At 72.9% G+C, this 15924-nt stretch carries 9 protein-coding genes; 3 read left to right on the top strand and 6 right to left on the bottom strand.

All coding sequences use genetic code 11. The features are described 5' to 3' along the window. Window positions 1-9: 9 nt before the first annotated feature. The 5 genes from QSJ97_RS03430 to QSJ97_RS03450 form a co-directional block, all read right to left on the bottom strand. Entirely contained in the window at window positions 10-396 is a 387-nt protein-coding gene (locus QSJ97_RS03430) for a hypothetical protein (protein ID WP_285670150.1), read from the bottom strand. 70 nt (window positions 397-466) lie between these two features. Continuing rightward, window positions 467-2062: a nickel-dependent hydrogenase large subunit gene (locus tag QSJ97_RS03435; RefSeq protein WP_285670151.1), complete on the bottom strand. Its 1596-nt coding sequence runs from the start codon at window positions 2060-2062 to the stop codon at window positions 467-469. A gap of 22 nt (window positions 2063-2084) precedes the next feature. After that, a complete protein-coding gene (locus QSJ97_RS03440) occupies window positions 2085-3047 on the bottom strand; it encodes an NADH-quinone oxidoreductase subunit B family protein (RefSeq protein WP_285670152.1) in 963 nt (320 codons plus the stop codon). Between the two features lie 224 nt (window positions 3048-3271). Further along, the gene (locus QSJ97_RS03445) at window positions 3272-3505 is read right to left on the bottom strand and encodes a hypothetical protein (RefSeq protein WP_285670153.1); all 234 of its coding nucleotides are present in this window, start codon (window positions 3503-3505) and stop codon (window positions 3272-3274) included. Between the two features lie 62 nt (window positions 3506-3567). After that, a complete protein-coding gene (locus QSJ97_RS03450; RefSeq protein ID WP_285670154.1) occupies window positions 3568-5010 on the bottom strand; it encodes a sigma-54 dependent transcriptional regulator in 1443 nt (480 codons plus the stop codon). Window positions 5011-5411: 401 nt separating this feature from the next. Between QSJ97_RS03450 and QSJ97_RS03455 the strand changes: the two genes are divergently transcribed. The 3 genes from QSJ97_RS03455 to QSJ97_RS03465 are packed head-to-tail and all read left to right on the top strand — an operon-like array spanning window position 5412 to window position 11390. Beyond that, complete coding sequence (locus tag QSJ97_RS03455) at window positions 5412-6983, top strand: sigma-54-dependent transcriptional regulator (RefSeq protein ID WP_285670155.1); 1572 nt, start codon at window positions 5412-5414, stop codon at window positions 6981-6983. Further along, window positions 6980-7549, top strand: coding sequence for a putative pterin-binding protein (locus QSJ97_RS03460; protein WP_285670156.1), 570 nt, complete (start codon window positions 6980-6982; stop codon window positions 7547-7549). Before QSJ97_RS03455 ends, QSJ97_RS03460 begins: the two co-directional genes overlap by 4 nt. After that, complete coding sequence (locus QSJ97_RS03465) at window positions 7506-11390, top strand: ATP-binding protein (RefSeq protein WP_285670157.1); 3885 nt, start codon at window positions 7506-7508, stop codon at window positions 11388-11390. Before QSJ97_RS03460 ends, QSJ97_RS03465 begins: the two co-directional genes overlap by 44 nt. Before the next feature lie 3584 nt (window positions 11391-14974). Here QSJ97_RS03465 and QSJ97_RS24945 read toward each other — a convergent pair. Next, the gene (locus QSJ97_RS24945) at window positions 14975-15238 is read right to left on the bottom strand and encodes a Rossmann-fold NAD(P)-binding domain-containing protein (RefSeq protein ID WP_352231051.1); all 264 of its coding nucleotides are present in this window, start codon (window positions 15236-15238) and stop codon (window positions 14975-14977) included. Window positions 15239-15924: the final 686 nt, after the last annotated feature.

Below are 15924 nucleotides of genomic sequence, written 5' to 3' on the forward strand. Positions count from 1 at the left end.
ATCGCCTCCCTAGATCCGCCACAGCCGGCACCACCATTCCGGCTCGGCCGGCAGGTTCAGCTCCGGCAGGTCGCACCAGCGGCGGTGGACGAGGAAATACATGCACTCCTGGCAGCGCATCTGGTCCTCGCCATAGGGCCTGAGGAGCCAGCCCGAGATCACCAGCTTCGCCCGCAGCTGGTCGGGCGACAGCGCCCGCAGCTCGTCGAGGATCGCCGCGAACTCGCGATCGGTCTCGGGAAACGGCTCGACGAGGGTCTGCAACCCCTCGTTCAGCAGGTCCTCGATCATCCGCAACAGCGTCGCGTGATCCGCCCGGGCGGGCGTGACCCCGTAGCGGTCCTCGTAGTCCGCGGCTTCCTGGGCGACAGAGCGCCCGTCGACGTCCAAGGACATCGCACCCTCCCCGGTCCTGTTCTGGGCGGGGAGCGCGGCGGCCGCACTCCCCGGTTGAGCATGCAGCCTACTAGGCGGTCCGGAACCGGGCCAGTTCCTCGCCGGTCTTGCCGTCATGGGCATGCACCGTGCAGACGAGGCAGCTGTCGTAGGAGCGGCAGACATGGCCAACCTCGACCGGGTCCGCGGGATTGGCGATCGGCGTGCCGATCAGCGCCTCCTCGATCGGGCCGCGCTCGCCGTTGCCGGCGCGCGGGCCGACATTCCAGGTGGTCGGCGCGATGATCTGGTAGTTCTTGATCCGGCCGCCCTCCACGTCGATCCAGTGGCACAGCGCGCCGCGGATCGCCTCGGTGGCGCCCCAGCCGCGGCCATCCGTCTCGGTCGGCTTGATGTACCACTCGTCGTTGAGCCGGAACTCGCGCAGGATGCGCTCGGCCTCGCGGTAGAGGATGCAGAGCTCGTGCATCCGCGCGAAATGCCGCAGCATGATCGAGGCGCCGCCCATCTTCCTGTACATGTCGAGGACCAGCCCGTCCGAATGCTGGAAATCCTCGCCCGGGCCGCCGGCCACCAGGCGCCGGGCCAGCGGGCCGGCCTCGAGCCGGCCGTTCTCGGCATGGCGCACCGCGGTCGCCCAAGAATACTTGCCGTCCGGGTCGATGTCGTTCTTCTGCACCGGCGTGGTGGTGCGGTCGAACGGATGCAGGTCGTCGCCCTCGTCGTACCAGGCGTGCATCATGTCCTCGCGGGTGTGGATCTGGTCCATCGGCTTGAAGCTGTCCGACGCGCCGTCATAGACCCCCGATTTCATGATGACCGCGCCGTTGCGGCCCGCGATGGTCGGCTTCTGGTACCTGTCCTCGTGCGGCAGGTAGCCCCAGGTGACGAACTTGCCGTGGCCCTTGCCGTAGCTGTCGAGGCCGATGTCCTTCGACATGCGCCAGTAGAGGCCGAGATCGGAATTGGCGTGCTCGGGGCGCTCGTCGAGCCAGGCCTCGAAATCCTCGAGGGTGCGGATCTCCTCGTAGCGCTCCATCGAGCAGCCGAGCCAGAGCGGCTCGATCCAGTTGCGCCGGAAATGCTCGAGGATCGACCAGGCGCGGGTCACGTCGGTCAGCGTCGGCGCGCACATCACCCCGCCCGGCACCATGTAGGAGGAGTGCGGCCACTGCCCGCCGAGCAGGGCGTAGATCTCGACCGGGCGGCCGGAGATCGTCACCCCGGCCTCGTAGGAGGTGCCGGTGAACGGCGCGAAGCGCTTCACCGCCTCCTCGTAGAAGCCCGAGCCGGCATAGTTCTTGTTGGTGTAGTCGATCATGAACAGGCCGTAGTGGTGCCGCGGCAGCGACTGGATCGACTCGACGATCTGCCCGAGATTGCGGGCCAGGATGGCGTTGCGCGGCACCGTGGTGCCCCAGGCGGTGTCGAGCGCCCAGGCCGCGCAGGTCAGGTGCGAGGCGCCGCAGATCCCGCAGGCGCGCGGCGTGACCACGAGCCCGGCCTGCGGGTCCTTGTCCTTCAGGATCACCTCGAACCCGCGGAACATCTCCGCATTGGTCCAGGCATTGGTCACCACCCCGTCGGTGATGTCGACGCGGACATCGAGATCGCCCTCGACGCGGCCGACCGGCGAGATGTCGAGGGTTTGAACTGCTGCTGACATGGTTTTCCTCCCCAGTCGCCGTTCAGACGACGAAAATGTCTTCTTCCGCCCAGGCCGGGGCAGCGCCCTTGGCAGCGGCGGTTAGCTTCACGTAGCCCTTCTTGTCGACGCCGGCCGGCAGGTCCTTCGGCACGCCCATCATCGTCTGGGTCTTGAACACCGTGCCGGGGGCGAGGTCGAAGAACGGGAACTCGGGCTCGGTGCAGCCGAGGCAGGGCATCCCCGCCCGGGTCTTCGACGACACCCGGTTCCACAGGATCCGGTTGCACGGGCTGTGGGTCATCGGGCCGCGGCAGCCGAGATCGTAGAACAGGCAGCCCTTGCGCTGGCCGAAGGCGGTCGAGGAGACCTTGTAGGCGAAGTGCATGTTCCGCGTGCAGCCGGTCTGGGTGAACGAGGAGAAGAAGGTCTTGGGCCGCTGGAACTCGTCGAGCGTGAGATCGCCGGCGCGGCCGGTGGCGACGGCGACGAGGATCTGCGTCACCCAGTCCGGATGCGCCGGGCAGCCCGGGATGTTGATGACCGGCAGCCCGGCCTTCGAGGTGAAGCCCGCGCCGAGGGCGCCGCCCTTCTCGCGCTTCAGGAACTGCAGGCCCTTCGAATCCGACGGGTTCGGCGCGGTCGCCGGGATCCCGCCCCAGGTCGCGCAGTCGCCGATCGCCACCACGAACTGCGCCGCCTCCGAGAGCTCCTTCACCCATTCGCGCATCGGCCGGCCGCAGAAGCGGTTCCACTCGCCGGTGCCGTTCGGGGCGTCGATGACGGTGCCCTCGAAGACGAAGATGTCGAGCGGGATCTCGCCCGAGATGCATTTCTTCAGGATGGCCTTCACGTCCTCGCCCAGTTCCAGCCCCAGCGACGGCTGCCAGAGCACGTTGATCCCGAAATCCGTGACGAGATCGCAGGCGCTCGGTTCCTCGGCATTCAGGAACGACATCGTGTTGCCGGAACAGGCTCCGCCCTGGAGCCATAGAAGATTGGCCATTCTTTCCTCCCTGCACGGCACCCGGAGGTGCGGCGTTGGTCTTTTTCGCAAACCTGCCTGGTTGCTGCGGATCTCCTACGCAGGAACCGTGCCAAAGCCGGGATAATTTTTTTATACCAGCAAAAACAGATCGTTACGGGATTTTCCTGAAATCTGGCTATTGCCGCTTCCGCACGAATGACAAGCAACTATCTTTGCACCTGCAAAGTTCATTTGCAGAAGTTTCAGCCGTGGCGGTTGCCGCAGACCGGGCATTCGGCCTCGAGGAAGCAGCTGTACCAGATGCCCCGGCAGCGGCTGCACCAGTGCCCCCTGGCCGAGCGGGCATCGGCGCCGGCGAGGCGCGTGAGCGCGGAGAGGCCGAGATCGCGGGCCGGCTCGCGCGGGCCGATCCGCGTGCGCGACTGCGGGAAGCGCAGCACCCGGCCGCCCTCGGCATCGTCATCGCTCTCGGTCATCCGCCGTCACTCCGCCATCGCTCCACGGGGCACGCCGCCGCGCCTTCCGGGGCGACCGGCGTTCACTCCGCCTGAAGATTATAGCGCTTGATCTTGTTGGCCAGCCCGACCCGCGACAGGCCGAGCTCGCTGGCCGCCTGGCTCTGGTTCCAGCGCGTGCGGGTCAGCGTCTCGCGCACCACGCGGCGCTCGAGGTTCTCCACCATCTCCTTGAGGTTGGCGCCCTCGATCGCCGGCGCCTGCGGCGCCCCGGCGGTTGCCGCCAGGTCCCGGATCGTCGGCGACAGGTGGCGCTCGGAGATGTAGCCGCCATGATCGGCCACGGCGACCATGCGCTGCACCTCGGTCTCGAGCTCGCGGACATTGCCGGGCCAGCGGTAGCGGGCGAGCAGCTCGAGCACCGAGCGGGTGATGCCCATCACCCGCCGCCCGACCACGCCGGCATATTTCTCGAGGAAGAACTCGGCCAGCACCGGGATGTCCTCCGGCCGGTCGCGCAGCGGCGGGATCAGCAGGGTGAAGCCCTTCAGCCGGTAATAGAGGTCGCGCCGGAACTCGCCGCGCTCGACCATCTCCTCGAGCGAGCGGTTCGAGGCCGCGACGATCCGGACATCGGAATACGCGACGCTGTCCGAGCCCAGCGGCTTGACCTCGCCCTCCTGCAGGAACCGCAGCAGGCTGACCTGGAAGTTCCGCGAGACCTCGGAGATCTCGTCGAGGAACACCGTGCCCCCCTCGGCCGCCCGGAACAGCCCGAGCCGGTCCGAGATCGCGCCGGTGAAGGCGCCGCGGACATGGCCGAACAGCTCCGAATGCAGCGTCTCGTCGCTCATGCCGCCGCAGTTCTGCACCAGCAGCGCCGCGTCCATCCGGCGCGAGTTGAAGTGGATCGCCCGCGCCAGCAGCTCCTTGCCGGTGCCGGTCTCGCCATGGATCAGCACCGGCAGGTCGGTCGCCGCCGCCTGCCGGGCATGCTCGGTGAGCTCGGCCATCCGCGGGCTGGCATAGACCAGCTTCTCGAACTGCGAGACGCCGCCCTTCACCGACATCTTCTCGGTATCGCCGAAGATGTCGTCGTCCATCGAGATGCGCAGCTCGCGCGAGAGCACCCGGTGCCGGCGCGACAGCTCGTTGAGCTCCAGCGCCCGCTTCACCGCGATGCCGAGCTGCGCCGGCAGCACCGGCTTCAGCAGGAACAGGTAGGCGGCGCTCTGGAGCGCGGCCTCGGCGCCGTGATCGGCGGTGGCGGCGGTGGCGATCAGCAGCCGCGGCACCTGCGGATGCGTGACCCGCGCGCCCTTCAGCAGCTCGGCGCTGCCGGTCGCCGCCTCCTGGCAGTCGGCGACCAGCAGGTGCACCTCGATCTGGCCGAGGCGGCTGGCCGCGGTCCGGCCATCGGCGCAGACCACCAGCCGATAGTCCCCGGCATGGCCGAAGGCGGTCCGCGCCGCCTCGATCAGCCCGTCATCGAGCGAAACCAGAAGGACCGTCCGCTGCGCCGTCAATGCCGAGCCTCTCTGCCGTTGATCTGCCCCCCATCGTGGAAATCTTCTTGTCAGAATGCAAATGGAATTATCGGCTGCGGGGGCGCGGCGCGGGGCCCGGGGGCCGCGGCGGGGCGCTCCCCGATGAGCGGGCTGCCGGGCACGGGTGGGCTGCGGGCGACGGCTCTCGAAACGGGAATGACTCTCGATTCGGGAGCCGAATCGAGAGTGGGCGGCAGCGATGCCCGCCCGCCGCAGCCGCGACATGGCATCAGGTAACTGGAATCATTGCACAAACGCGATTTCCAATTCCGGCTCTCCGGCTGGCACGCGGCTTGCTTCGTCTCTGTGCGAGAATGCTGCAGGCGGATCGGCCGGGGCGGGGACCCGCGCCGGCATGGCTGCCAGACCGGGAGGATGCGATGCAGACCAGCAGGACCACGGCCCGCGGCGCGGCCGATCCGCGGCGCGCGGCGGAACCACGGGTGGCGGAACCACGGGCGGCGGAACCTCGGGCGGCGGCGGGCGCCGGCGGCCGGGTCCTGCTGATCGAGGACAGCACCACCGTCGCCCTGCTCTGCGCCGACGAGCTGGAGCGCGCCGGCTTCGACGTGACCCATGTCGAGACCGGCGCCGGGGCCCGCGCGGTGCTCGCCGACGAGGTGCCGCCGGTGATCCTGCTCGATCTCGGCCTGCCGGACATCGACGGCATCGACCTCCTGCACGAGATCCAGGACCGCAGGCTGCGCACCAGCGTCATCATCATCACCAGCAACGGCTCGCTGTCGACCGCGGTGAAGGCGATGCGGCTCGGCGCCATCGACTACGTGGTGAAGCCGTTCTCCGGCGACCGGGTGGCGGTGACGGTGCGCAACGCGATGCGCAGCCACGCCCTCGAGCGCGAGGTCGACACCCTGCGCCGGACCCAGCAGGGCGACGGCTTCGCCGGGCTCGTCGGCACCTCGCCGGCGATGCACCGGGTCTATCGCACGATCGGCGCCGCCGCGGCCTCGCGGGCCAGCGTCTTCATCACCGGCGAGAGCGGCACCGGCAAGGAGCTCTGCGCGCAGGCGCTGCACAGCGAGAGCCCGCGCGCCGGCGGCCCCTTCGTCGCCATCAACTGCGCCGCGATCCCGCGCGAGCTGATCGAATCCGAGCTGTTCGGCCATGTGAAGGGCGCGTTCACCAGCGCCTCTAGCGACCGGCCCGGCGCCGCCAGCCGGGCGCATGGCGGCACGCTGTTCCTCGACGAGATCTGCGAGATGGACTACGACATGCAGTCGAAGCTGCTGCGCCTGACCCAGGACGGCAGCTTCGAGCGGGTCGGCGGCGCGCGCACCGAGCGGGTCGATATCCGCATCGTCTGCGCCACCAACCGCGACCCCTGGGCCGAGGTCGAGCGCGGCCGGTTCCGCGAGGACCTGCTCTACCGGCTCAACGTCGTCGCGCTGCACCTGCCGCCGCTGCGCGAGCGCGGCGCCGACCTGCGGGTGCTGGCGGAGACCTTTCTCGCCAAGGCCGCCGAGCGCGAGGGCCGGCGCTTCCGCGGCTTCTCGGCCGAGGCGATGCGCGCGCTCGAGGCGCATCGCTGGCCGGGCAATGCGCGCGAGCTGGAGAACACGATCCGCGGCATCGTGGTGATGAACGATGCCGAGGAGGTGACGCCGGCGATGCTGCCGGAGCGGATCCGTGCCGGCCGCCCCGCCGCGCGCCACGCCTCTGCGGCGCATCCCGCTGCGCCCCACCCCGCCGGCGCCGATGCCGCGCAGGGCTGGCCGGCCCCGGCCGGCGCGCCGGAGCGGATCCGGCCGATGTGGCAGGTCGAGCGCGAGGCGATCGAGGCGGCGCTGGCGCTCTGCGGCGGCAATGTCGTCAAGGCCGCGGCGCATCTCGAGATCGGCGCCTCGAGCATCTACCGCAAGAAGGCGCAATGGGCCGCCGAGGCCCCCGCGGCCGCCGCGGCCCCCACGCCATGCAAAGGAACCGAGCCATGACCCGAGCCGTCTCCCGCCTGCGCCGCAGGGTGCTGATCTGCCTCGCGGCGATCGGTGCCGCCGCCGCCCTGCCCGCCGCCCTGCCCGCCGTCCTGCCCGGCGCCCTGCCCGCCGCGATGGCCGCCGAGCCGCTGCCGAGCCCCGCCGGGCCGGTGCTGCTGACCGTGACCGGCGCGATCGCGGTGCAGAATGCCGAGGGCGCGGCGCGGTTCGACCTGGCGATGCTCGAGGCGTTGCCGCAGACCCGCTTCCGGACCAGCACGATCTGGACCGACGGCGAGGTCGCGTTCACCGGCGTCGCGCTCGCCGACCTGCTGGCGCGGCTCGGGGTCGGCGCGGGCATGCTGCGCGCCGTCGCGATCAACGACTACAAGATCGACATCCCGGTCTCGGACGCCGTCGAGGGCGGGCCGATGATTGCCTATCGCATCGATGGCGAGACCATGAGCGTGCGCCAGAAGGGGCCGCTCTGGGTGGTCTATCCCTATGACAGCAAGGCGGAATACCGCTCGGAGATCATCTATGCCCGGAGCATCTGGCAGCTCGACCGCATCATCGTCGAGTGAGCCCGGGGCGGCGCGCCCCGGCATCGGGCTGGCGCTGGCGCTGGCCATCGCCGCGCTGTCGATCACGGTGATCCTGGTGCTCGGCGACCGGGTCCGCGAGGGGCTCGCGGGCCTGCGCGCCCATCACGACGACAACACCACCTGGTCGATGGCGCAGCTCAGCACCGACATGCTGCGGCTGCGCATCGACGCGCGCCGCGCCATCGATGCCGGCGCGGCGGATCTCGACGCGCTGCGCCGGCGCTACGACATCTTCTACAGCCGCGTCGGGATCCTGCTCGAGGGCAACGCGCTCGACCATGTCGAGCGGGCGGCGGAGCGCGCGGCGGCGACCGAGCTCGAGGCGTTCCGCGACGCGCTGGTGCCGCTGATGGACGGGCCGGACGCGGCGCTGCGGGCGGCGCTGCCCGGCATCGTCGAGCGGCTCGACCGGCTGTTCGTGCGGGCGCGCGATCTCGAGCTCGCGGTGCTGGCGGCGAAGGCGCAGGCCAGCACCGAGGAGCGCGAGAGCCTGATCTCGCTGCTGCTCTGGACCGGCGGCGCGATGCTCGCGGTCAATGCCGTGCTGATCGCCACCGCCGGCGGCATCGGCTTCCAGTCGCGCCGGATCGCGCGCCAGTCGGCCGAGCTGCGCCAGAGCGCCGAGCGCATGACCGCCTCGGTCGCCTCGGCGATCGACGCGGTGCTGGTCGCCGATGCCGACGGCACGATCATCGAGTACAACCCGGCCGCCGAGCGCATCTTCGGCTTTCCCCGCGCCGAGGCGATCGGCCAGATGATCGGCGAGCTGATCATCCCGCCCGAGCTGCGGGCGGCGCACCGGGCCGGCCTCGCGCGCTATCTCGCCACCGGCCGGAGCGATCTCGTCGGCAAGGGCCTGCACGAGCTGTCGGCGCTGAACGCCGCCGGCGAGCGCTTCCCGATCGAGCTCTCGATCGGGCGCTATTCCGGCGAGCGCGGGCCGCTGTTCATCGCCTATATCCGCGACATCTCCGAGCGCAAGCGCATCGAGGTGGAGCGCCGCGAGGCCTTCGAGCGCATCGCCTCGGCGGATCGCGCCAAGTCCGACTTCCTGGCGGTGATGAGCCACGAGATGCGGACCCCGGTGGCCGGCGTGCTCACCGCGCTCGATCTCGTCGGCCGCGAGCCGCTCGGCCCCTCCGGCCGGGCCAATCTCGAGCGCGCCAAGCGGTCCGCCGAGATCCTGCTCGGCCATGTCAGCGACGTGCTCGACATCGCCGCGATCGATTCCGGCAAGATCCAGCTCTCGCACCGGCCCTTCGCCCTCGGCGCGATGGTCGCCGAGCTCGCCGACAGCCTGCGCGGGCCGGCCGAGCGCCGCGGCAACCGCCTGACCGTCGCGCTCGACCCGTCGCTGCCGCCCTGGGTGGCCAGCGACGAGCGGCGCATCCGCCAGGTGCTGTCGAACCTGATCGGCAACGCGATCAAGTTCACCACCGGCGGGCGCATCGTGGTGGCGCTCGACCGCATCGGCGAGGCGGAGGGCCGGGTGCGCATCGGCTTCTCGGTCACCGATACCGGGATCGGCATCGGCAAGGCGGACCTGCCCAAGCTGTTCCAGGATTTCGTGACGCTCGACGCCGCCTACAGCCGCGAGGCGGGCGGCACCGGGCTCGGGCTGGCGGTGTCGCGGCGCATCGTCCGGGCGCTCGGCGGCGAGATCGGCGTCGAGAGCGCCAGGGGGGCGGGCAGCCGGTTCTGGTTCCGGCTGGCGCTCGATCCGGCCGAACCGGCCGGCAACGGCGAGGCGGTGCCGCCGCGCCAGGCGCATGCCGGCCGGCGGCTGCTGCTGGTCGAGGACAACGAGATCAACCGCGAGCTCGCCGCGCAGATGCTCGCCGAGGCGGGCTTCGCGGTGGCGCTGGCCGAGGACGGCATCATCGGCCTGCAGAAGGCCCGGCAGGCGCGCTTCGACCTGATCCTGATGGATGTCTCGATGCCGCGGCAGGACGGGATCGAGACCACCCGGCTGATCCGCGACCCGGCACAGGCCGCGGCCTCGCGCGAGAGCCCGATCATCGGCATCACCGCCCATGCCCAGCCCGAGGAGATCGAGCGCTTCCTGGCCGCCGGCATGGACCGCTGCCTGCTCAAGCCGCTGCGCATCCCCGAGCTGCTCGCCGCGATCGAGGCGGTTCCCGATCGCCCCCCCGGAGCCCGCCGGGCCGAAGCCGGCGGGGCCGATACCGGCGGCGCCGATGCCCGCGAGGCCATTGCCGGCGCGCCCGAAACCGCCCCGTCAGGCACCGGCGCTCCCGATGCCGGCGGGGCCGATGCCAGCGCGCCCGATACCGCCGCCCCAGGTAGCGGCGTCCCCGATGCCGGCATGCCCGGAACCCACCTCCCCGAAGCCAGCGCCCCAGTGACCGGCGGCTCCGACAACAGCGAGGCCAGAGCCGGCCCCCCCGTAACCGGCGCCGCCGGCACCGGCACTCCCAAAACCGGGGGGGCCGATGCCGGCGGGGCCGAAGCCGGCGCGCCCGATATCGCCGCCTCAGGCACCGGCAGTTCCGACAACAGCGAGGCCAGAGCCGGCCCCCCCGGAACCGGCACCGCAAGCACCGGCGCTCCCGCTCCCGGCGGTGCCGATGCCAGCGGGGCCGAAGCCGGTGCGCCCGATACCGCCGCCTCAGGCACCGGCATCCCCGATACCGGCAGGGTCGAATCCGGCGCCCCCGATCCCGGCGCCACAAGAACCGGCGGTCCCGATAACGTTGGGATCGAAACCGGCACCCCAGATCCCGGCGCCTCGGGGACCTGCCTTCCAGATGCCAGCGGGGTCGAGACAGGCATCCCCGAAGTTGGCGCTACAGGAACCTGCGCCCACGATCCCGGAGGGGCCGGAGCCGGCACCCCCGATCCCGACGTCTCAGGGACCAGCCCTCCAGATGCAGGGGGGGTCGAGACCGGCACCCCGGAAGCCGGCGCCTCCGGGGCCGGCATTCCCGATGCCGGCGGGGCCGGAGCCGAGCTCGCGAAGGCCGGCGCCACAGGAACCGGCGGCCGCGTTGCCAGCGTGCCCGGAACCGGGCTCCCCGGAGCCGGTGCTACAGGCAGCGCCTCTTCCGATGCCGTCGGAGCCGGAGCCAGCCTTCGCGCAGCCGGCGCGTCGCGAGCCGGTATCCCCGATGCCGGCGGGACCGGAGCCGACCTTGCGAAGGCTGGCGCCATAGGAACCGGTGGTCGCGATACCCGAGTGCCTCGAACCGGGTTCCCCGGGGCCGACGCTACCGGCACCGACTCTCCCGAAGCTGGCGCCTCAGGGGCCGACCTCCTCGAAGCCGGCGTCACAGGCACCGGCGGTCCTGATAGCGGTGGGGGCGATATCGGCGCGCCCGAAGCCGGCGCCAAAGGCACCGGCGTCCATGAGGCCGGCGGGGCCGAGCCCCCCGCGGCCGCCGGCGAGCCGTCCGCCGCCGCGGCGCGGCGATCCGGCGAAGCGGCCGGGGACAGCATGGTGGGCATCGATGTCCCGCAGGCGCTAGCGCTGCTGTCCGGCCGCTCCTCCGGGCTCGTCGAGCGGGTTCTGGCGCAGTTCGAGACGGAGCAGGACCGGCGCTGGCAGGAGATCCGCCAGGCGCGGGCGCGCATGGATGCGCCCGGCGTCGCCCGCGCCGCCCACGCCCTCTGCGGCACCGCCTCGGCGGTCGGCGCGACCGGCCTCGCGGGCCTGATGGGCGAGGTCGAGAGCGCCGCCAAGGCCGGCAGCCTCGGCGCCTGCGATCGCGCCCTCGCCCGGGAAGCGGCCGCCCGCCGGGTCATCGCGGCCGATCTCGGGCATCTCCGGAAGGCGCTGGCCGATATCGCGGGAGAGCCCTGAGGCACCGCCCGCCCCGCACCCGCCAGCGGCGATGGCTTGCACCCGGCGCACTGGCAACGCTCGGCCGGGCCCCTCCCAGACCCGCCATGCCGACAGCACTCGGCCGGGCCAGTCCGACACTCGCCGCACACCCACTCCGCGCCCGCCAGCGGCGCGCGGCCCGCGCCCATCCGCTAGTCGGCCCACACCCGTCCCGCCGGCAGCGCCCGGCCCGCACCTCGCGGCAGTGCCGGTACAGTCACGGCCGGCACCACTTCGCGCCCGTCCCGCACCCGACCGTTCCCGCCGGCAGCGCTCGGCCCGCGCGCGCCTGACACCAGCCGGCAGGCCCGGCTCGGCCCCGGGCAACCGCCGCGCCGCCCGGCAGCCGCCCGCATCCGGATCGGGAGCCGTTCCGGCATGTGCGCCCCGAGCAGGACCGTCCCGGCCCGCGCCGCCGCCCGAGGCGCAGGCGGCCCAGGACAGGACGACGCCAGATCGACCGGCTGCGGGAACTGGCCGCACCGCCCCCGCTGGCACGCTTTCCGTCCCGAGGATGCCGGGGCGCCCCGCGCCGCAACCACCGCAGACAAAGCCGCGCCCACAGCCGGCCGCAGGCCGCGGATGCCGGGCCTGGCGGCGTGTCCACCGTCACCGGCCTCCGGATCGGCGCGCGCTGGCCGGGGGCCTCCGGCGATCCCGGATCGGCCGGGCCATCCCCCGCGACCGCGGACGCCGTGAATGCCCAGGCCTTAGGGGGCGCCGCGTCCACCTCCATCGACCGCCGCGCGCCGGCCCGCATCCTGCGCGGTGAGATCCGCGCCCCACGCGACGCCCGGTCGAGGGCGCGCATCGCACCGGAGCGCCGCTCGCCCCGGCGATCTGCGGGCGGATCGCCGCGGAACCGGAGGCCGCCGGCCCCCGCAGCCTCCGGGAGCAGACCATGCGCCCGGAGCACCTCGTGGCCGCCGTCCGCGGCATCCCCGCACCAACGGCGCCGGCGATGGCAACATCATCGGCCCGCCCGGCCCGGCGCGGCAGCCTTCGCCCGGGATCGCAGGCGACCCTGACCGCGGCCCCCGCGACGAGGCGGGCATCCCGACCTCGGCGGCCGGGAACACCACGCGCTGGTGGCGCCCTCGGCCAGCGATGAAGACGCCGAGGTGCCGGTGCCGGTTTCGCCCCCGGCGGCGTGCATGGCGCCCTCAGCGGAACGGGCCGGATCCGGCGGCCGGACCCCGCGCATCCGAGGGACGGAGCGTCGCCGCAGCGGACCCGACACGCCGTTGGATCGTCCCGGGCGACATCGGCACGCGCAGGGGCCCGGGCCGGATGCATTCGCCACGCCCCGCGCCCCGATCACGCAGCCCCAGGCGTGACCCAGGCGGAAGGTCGCGGCCGCGGGACCCCCGTTCCAGCGGCTCGCATGGATGCCCGGAGCGGGACCGGCCGGAGCCGGTGCGGTGGCCCTGCGCGGCCCGGCCACGGGAGCGCTGCTGCGGCGGCCCGGCAGGTCACAGGATCATCCGGGCCGACATCGGCATGGGCGCGGGCCGGACGCGCCCGCGGCGCGATCGCGAAGCCTCCGGCATGACGCGCACGGATGGTCGGAGCGGCGGGAACCCTGCTCACAGCGGGAAGGCGATATCGTGACCCTGCAGGCGAGACGTGGCGCCGGCCGGCGCGTCGGGCACCTGCCCGGCATCGCCGCCACGGAAGCGGCTGATCGCCGCCGCCGGGCGCCGGCAGACGCGCCGGGCAGCATCGCTGCCACTGTCACCGGCGCCCCTCGCCGTTCGGGTGCCGGTCGCCGGCCCAAAAGGCGCTGGCCCCGTTCCGGTCGCGGCAGACCGATATGCATCGCTGACGACCGCCGCGCTGCAGGTCCCCGTGCGCCCAGCCCGGCGCCGGTGATCCGGTCGGGTGGCCACGGCGCCTGCCTTCTGCGCGCCGTCGGACGCACCCTCCGCGCGCGCGGCCCTGCTGCCTGTTGCCGGCAAGCGTGGCGGTGGTCTCGTTCCGGCTGCAGACGGTGCGACGGGCCTGGCCGGCGATCCGCAGGCTGCCGACCCCGGCCGGCTCGGGCCCGCTCCGGCACATCGGGCGGACGGCAATGCCGTCTGCCTGCGTCGCGCCGTCTGCCGCCCGGCTCGCCCGCCGGGACCGGGTGCCCGTTGCCGACGGGCGGGTGCCGGGCTCGGTCCGGCCGTCGACAGGTGCGGGTGCTGGCCCACGACCCGCGTGCTGCCGTTCCCTGCCTCCCCGAACCGGCTTCGGCGAGCCGGTCGGGTGGGGCTGCCGGTCGCCTTCCGCGCACCATGGCTGCCAGGTGCCCGCGCCGCGGCCCTGGCGCCGAAATGGCCGGCCTGAAACGGGGTGCGGCGGCAGCCGGAACGAAGACGAGACCGGCGGCATGGGCCTCCCCTCCCCCGGTGCTGTCGGCGAACTGGGGCACCGCGCTGGACTGCGTCAGCCGGATATCGCTGCCCGCCGGGGTGCGGGTCACCGCCGCGGCACCAGTGCTCGCCGCCCGGGCCGGGCCTCGCGCGCGCTGCCGCTGCCGGCCGGTGCGCGTCCCGCCTCGCTCCGACGCGGATGCCGCAGAGCGCCGCCACGAACGCCCGCATTGGCGAGCGATTGCGCGCAACGCAGCCGGCCCCGGCGGTGCGGGCGCGGGGTGCAGCGGCCTCGGTCGGCGCGGCGCCCTCTGGGCGAAGGTATAGACGGCCTTCGACCGGCCCGGCATCCGCCGGCGCCGGCATGCGCTCGACAATGGAGGCGGCGGGACAGGTGCTCTCGGTGCGCTCGCCGTCCGGCGTCAACGGTACTGGGCAGCGCGCAGCGCCCGAAGCTCGGGCAATGGTGGTAGGGGGCCTCGATGCGCAGGCCGAGGCGGTCCCACGGCGGCGCCGAGAACTCTGGCCCGGATGGTCCTGTCGGTTGCCGGGTCGCCGGACTGGTGCCGCGCCGGCCAGGGCTCCGGCGGCCGGCGTGCAGATATCGGTGCCCGGTCGCTGCCGGCTCGACCTTGGCGACGGCCTCGGCGGGGGCGCAGCCGGGGTCGAGGCGGTGCGGATGAACAACTCGCCGTTTCATCCATCGGGGGCTGGGGGAGCGGAAAGGGTTCGCGCGAACGTTCGGGCGCCGTTGGTCCGATGGAACTTTCCCGGTCTGGCGGAACTTCCTGCGCGAACATTGGTTCGTGGCGGTTCGGGGGCGGTTCGGCGGCGCTGGTGCCGGGGATCGCGGGGGCCCACCGATACCGGTCGCCTGCCCGGAGGCGCGCCCGGTCGATTGCAGGCCGGGCTTGGACAGATGCCGCGCCGCCCTCTCGCCGCGCGGGCCCAGGCGGCATGGGGGCGGTGCCGTCGCCGCGCTCGGCACGGGCGATGCGCTCGAACCGCGGCGGTGCCGGATAGAGACGCTGGCCGGCGGCGCTGGCGGGACCGAGTGGCCGGCCCGCCGGGAGCGGAATCGCGCGGTTGCCGGGGGCCGTGCGATCACGCCGGGCTGGGGGCTGATGCCGTTCAAGTACAGGGGCTTGAGCCAGACCGGAGCGCTCCGGTTGCCGGACTCGCCGGCAGTGCCGGCGGTCGCCATGCCGGTCATCCGCGCATCTGCCCGAGGCGGCTGACGGCCCTGTTTCCGGCGGCGGTGATGACGACGCCGGTGCCCGGCGTGGCATCCGGGGGCGGGGTCGCTGCGCTGGCCCCAAAGGCTGCCGGCCCTGCGCAGAGCGGGCCGGCCTCGGTGGCCGCGCCGCGGGCGGTGGCGGTGCGGCGGCTGGTGCCCGGGCCCCTGCCGACATCGCGATGGCGGCGGACCGCGGCGGGCTTGCCGGTCATCGTCCCGTCGGCGGAGCGGCCGATGCGGTTTGCCGGGCGCTCCCAGCGGCCCGCCTGTTTTCGGGTTTGGCTCTGGTGATGTTGGCGCTGACGTGGATTTCAGGGGAATGGTGGATTATCCATATAGTACAATCTGTTGTGGGCGATTTCCGTCTTTTCGGTTGAAGCTGCGGATGGTGGCGCTCCGGCGGGTGAGCCGGCCCGTGACTGCCATAAGCGCATGTGGTCCGGGGCGCCGGTCAGGGCGGTCTTGGCCGTCGCGACGCGGGCAGTGGTTGGTGCGCTCGTGTTTGGTGCGCTGCCATCGTTGCGGATCATGTTGGCGCCGGTATTGCGGCCGGTCTGGTCGCGATGGTCCCGGCATTGCGCCTGCGTCTCGCCCTTGATGGCGAGAACCGGTGCCGGCGCCGGATGGTGGCGGGCCGGGGCGGTGTTGCGTGACCCTTGCGGCGTTCGGCGGCGGGCTCGGTCTGGCTCTCTATCAGTGCCGTGGTCTGCGCCGTCATGTGCGGGGAGATGGCCTTGCGCGGGAGGTCGGCGGCGGGGCGGTGCCGGGCGCCTGCCGGCGGATGGCTGCACGGGCATCCCGGTGCCGGCATTGGCGATCTGCCTGCGGGCATGGCGATGCCGGGGAGCCGGCGCGCGGGCGGCTGACGATCTCTGCCATGTGGCGGGCGGAGGGCCGGTGGCGGAGAGCGTCTCGCGGGTGC

The sequence above is a fragment of the Paralimibaculum aggregatum genome, from assembly GCF_030270585.1.
GTDB classification, from domain to species: Bacteria; Pseudomonadota; Alphaproteobacteria; order Rhodobacterales; family Rhodobacteraceae; genus Thermohalobaculum; species Thermohalobaculum aggregatum.

Coding starts and splice junctions, on each gene's coding strand:
- QSJ97_RS03430 (WP_285670150.1), bottom strand. CDS start 396: ATGTCCTTGGACGTCGACGGGCGCTCTGTCGCCCAGGAAGCCGCGGAC.
- QSJ97_RS03435 (WP_285670151.1), bottom strand. CDS start 2,062: ATGTCAGCAGCAGTTCAAACCCTCGACATCTCGCCGGTCGGCCGCGTC.
- QSJ97_RS03440 (WP_285670152.1), bottom strand. CDS start 3,047: ATGGCCAATCTTCTATGGCTCCAGGGCGGAGCCTGTTCCGGCAACACG.
- QSJ97_RS03445 (WP_285670153.1), bottom strand. CDS start 3,505: ATGACCGAGAGCGATGACGATGCCGAGGGCGGCCGGGTGCTGCGCTTC.
- QSJ97_RS03455 (WP_285670155.1), top strand. CDS start 5,412: ATGCAGACCAGCAGGACCACGGCCCGCGGCGCGGCCGATCCGCGGCGC.
- QSJ97_RS03460 (WP_285670156.1), top strand. CDS start 6,980: ATGACCCGAGCCGTCTCCCGCCTGCGCCGCAGGGTGCTGATCTGCCTC.
- QSJ97_RS03465 (WP_285670157.1), top strand. CDS start 7,506: ATGCCCGGAGCATCTGGCAGCTCGACCGCATCATCGTCGAGTGAGCCC.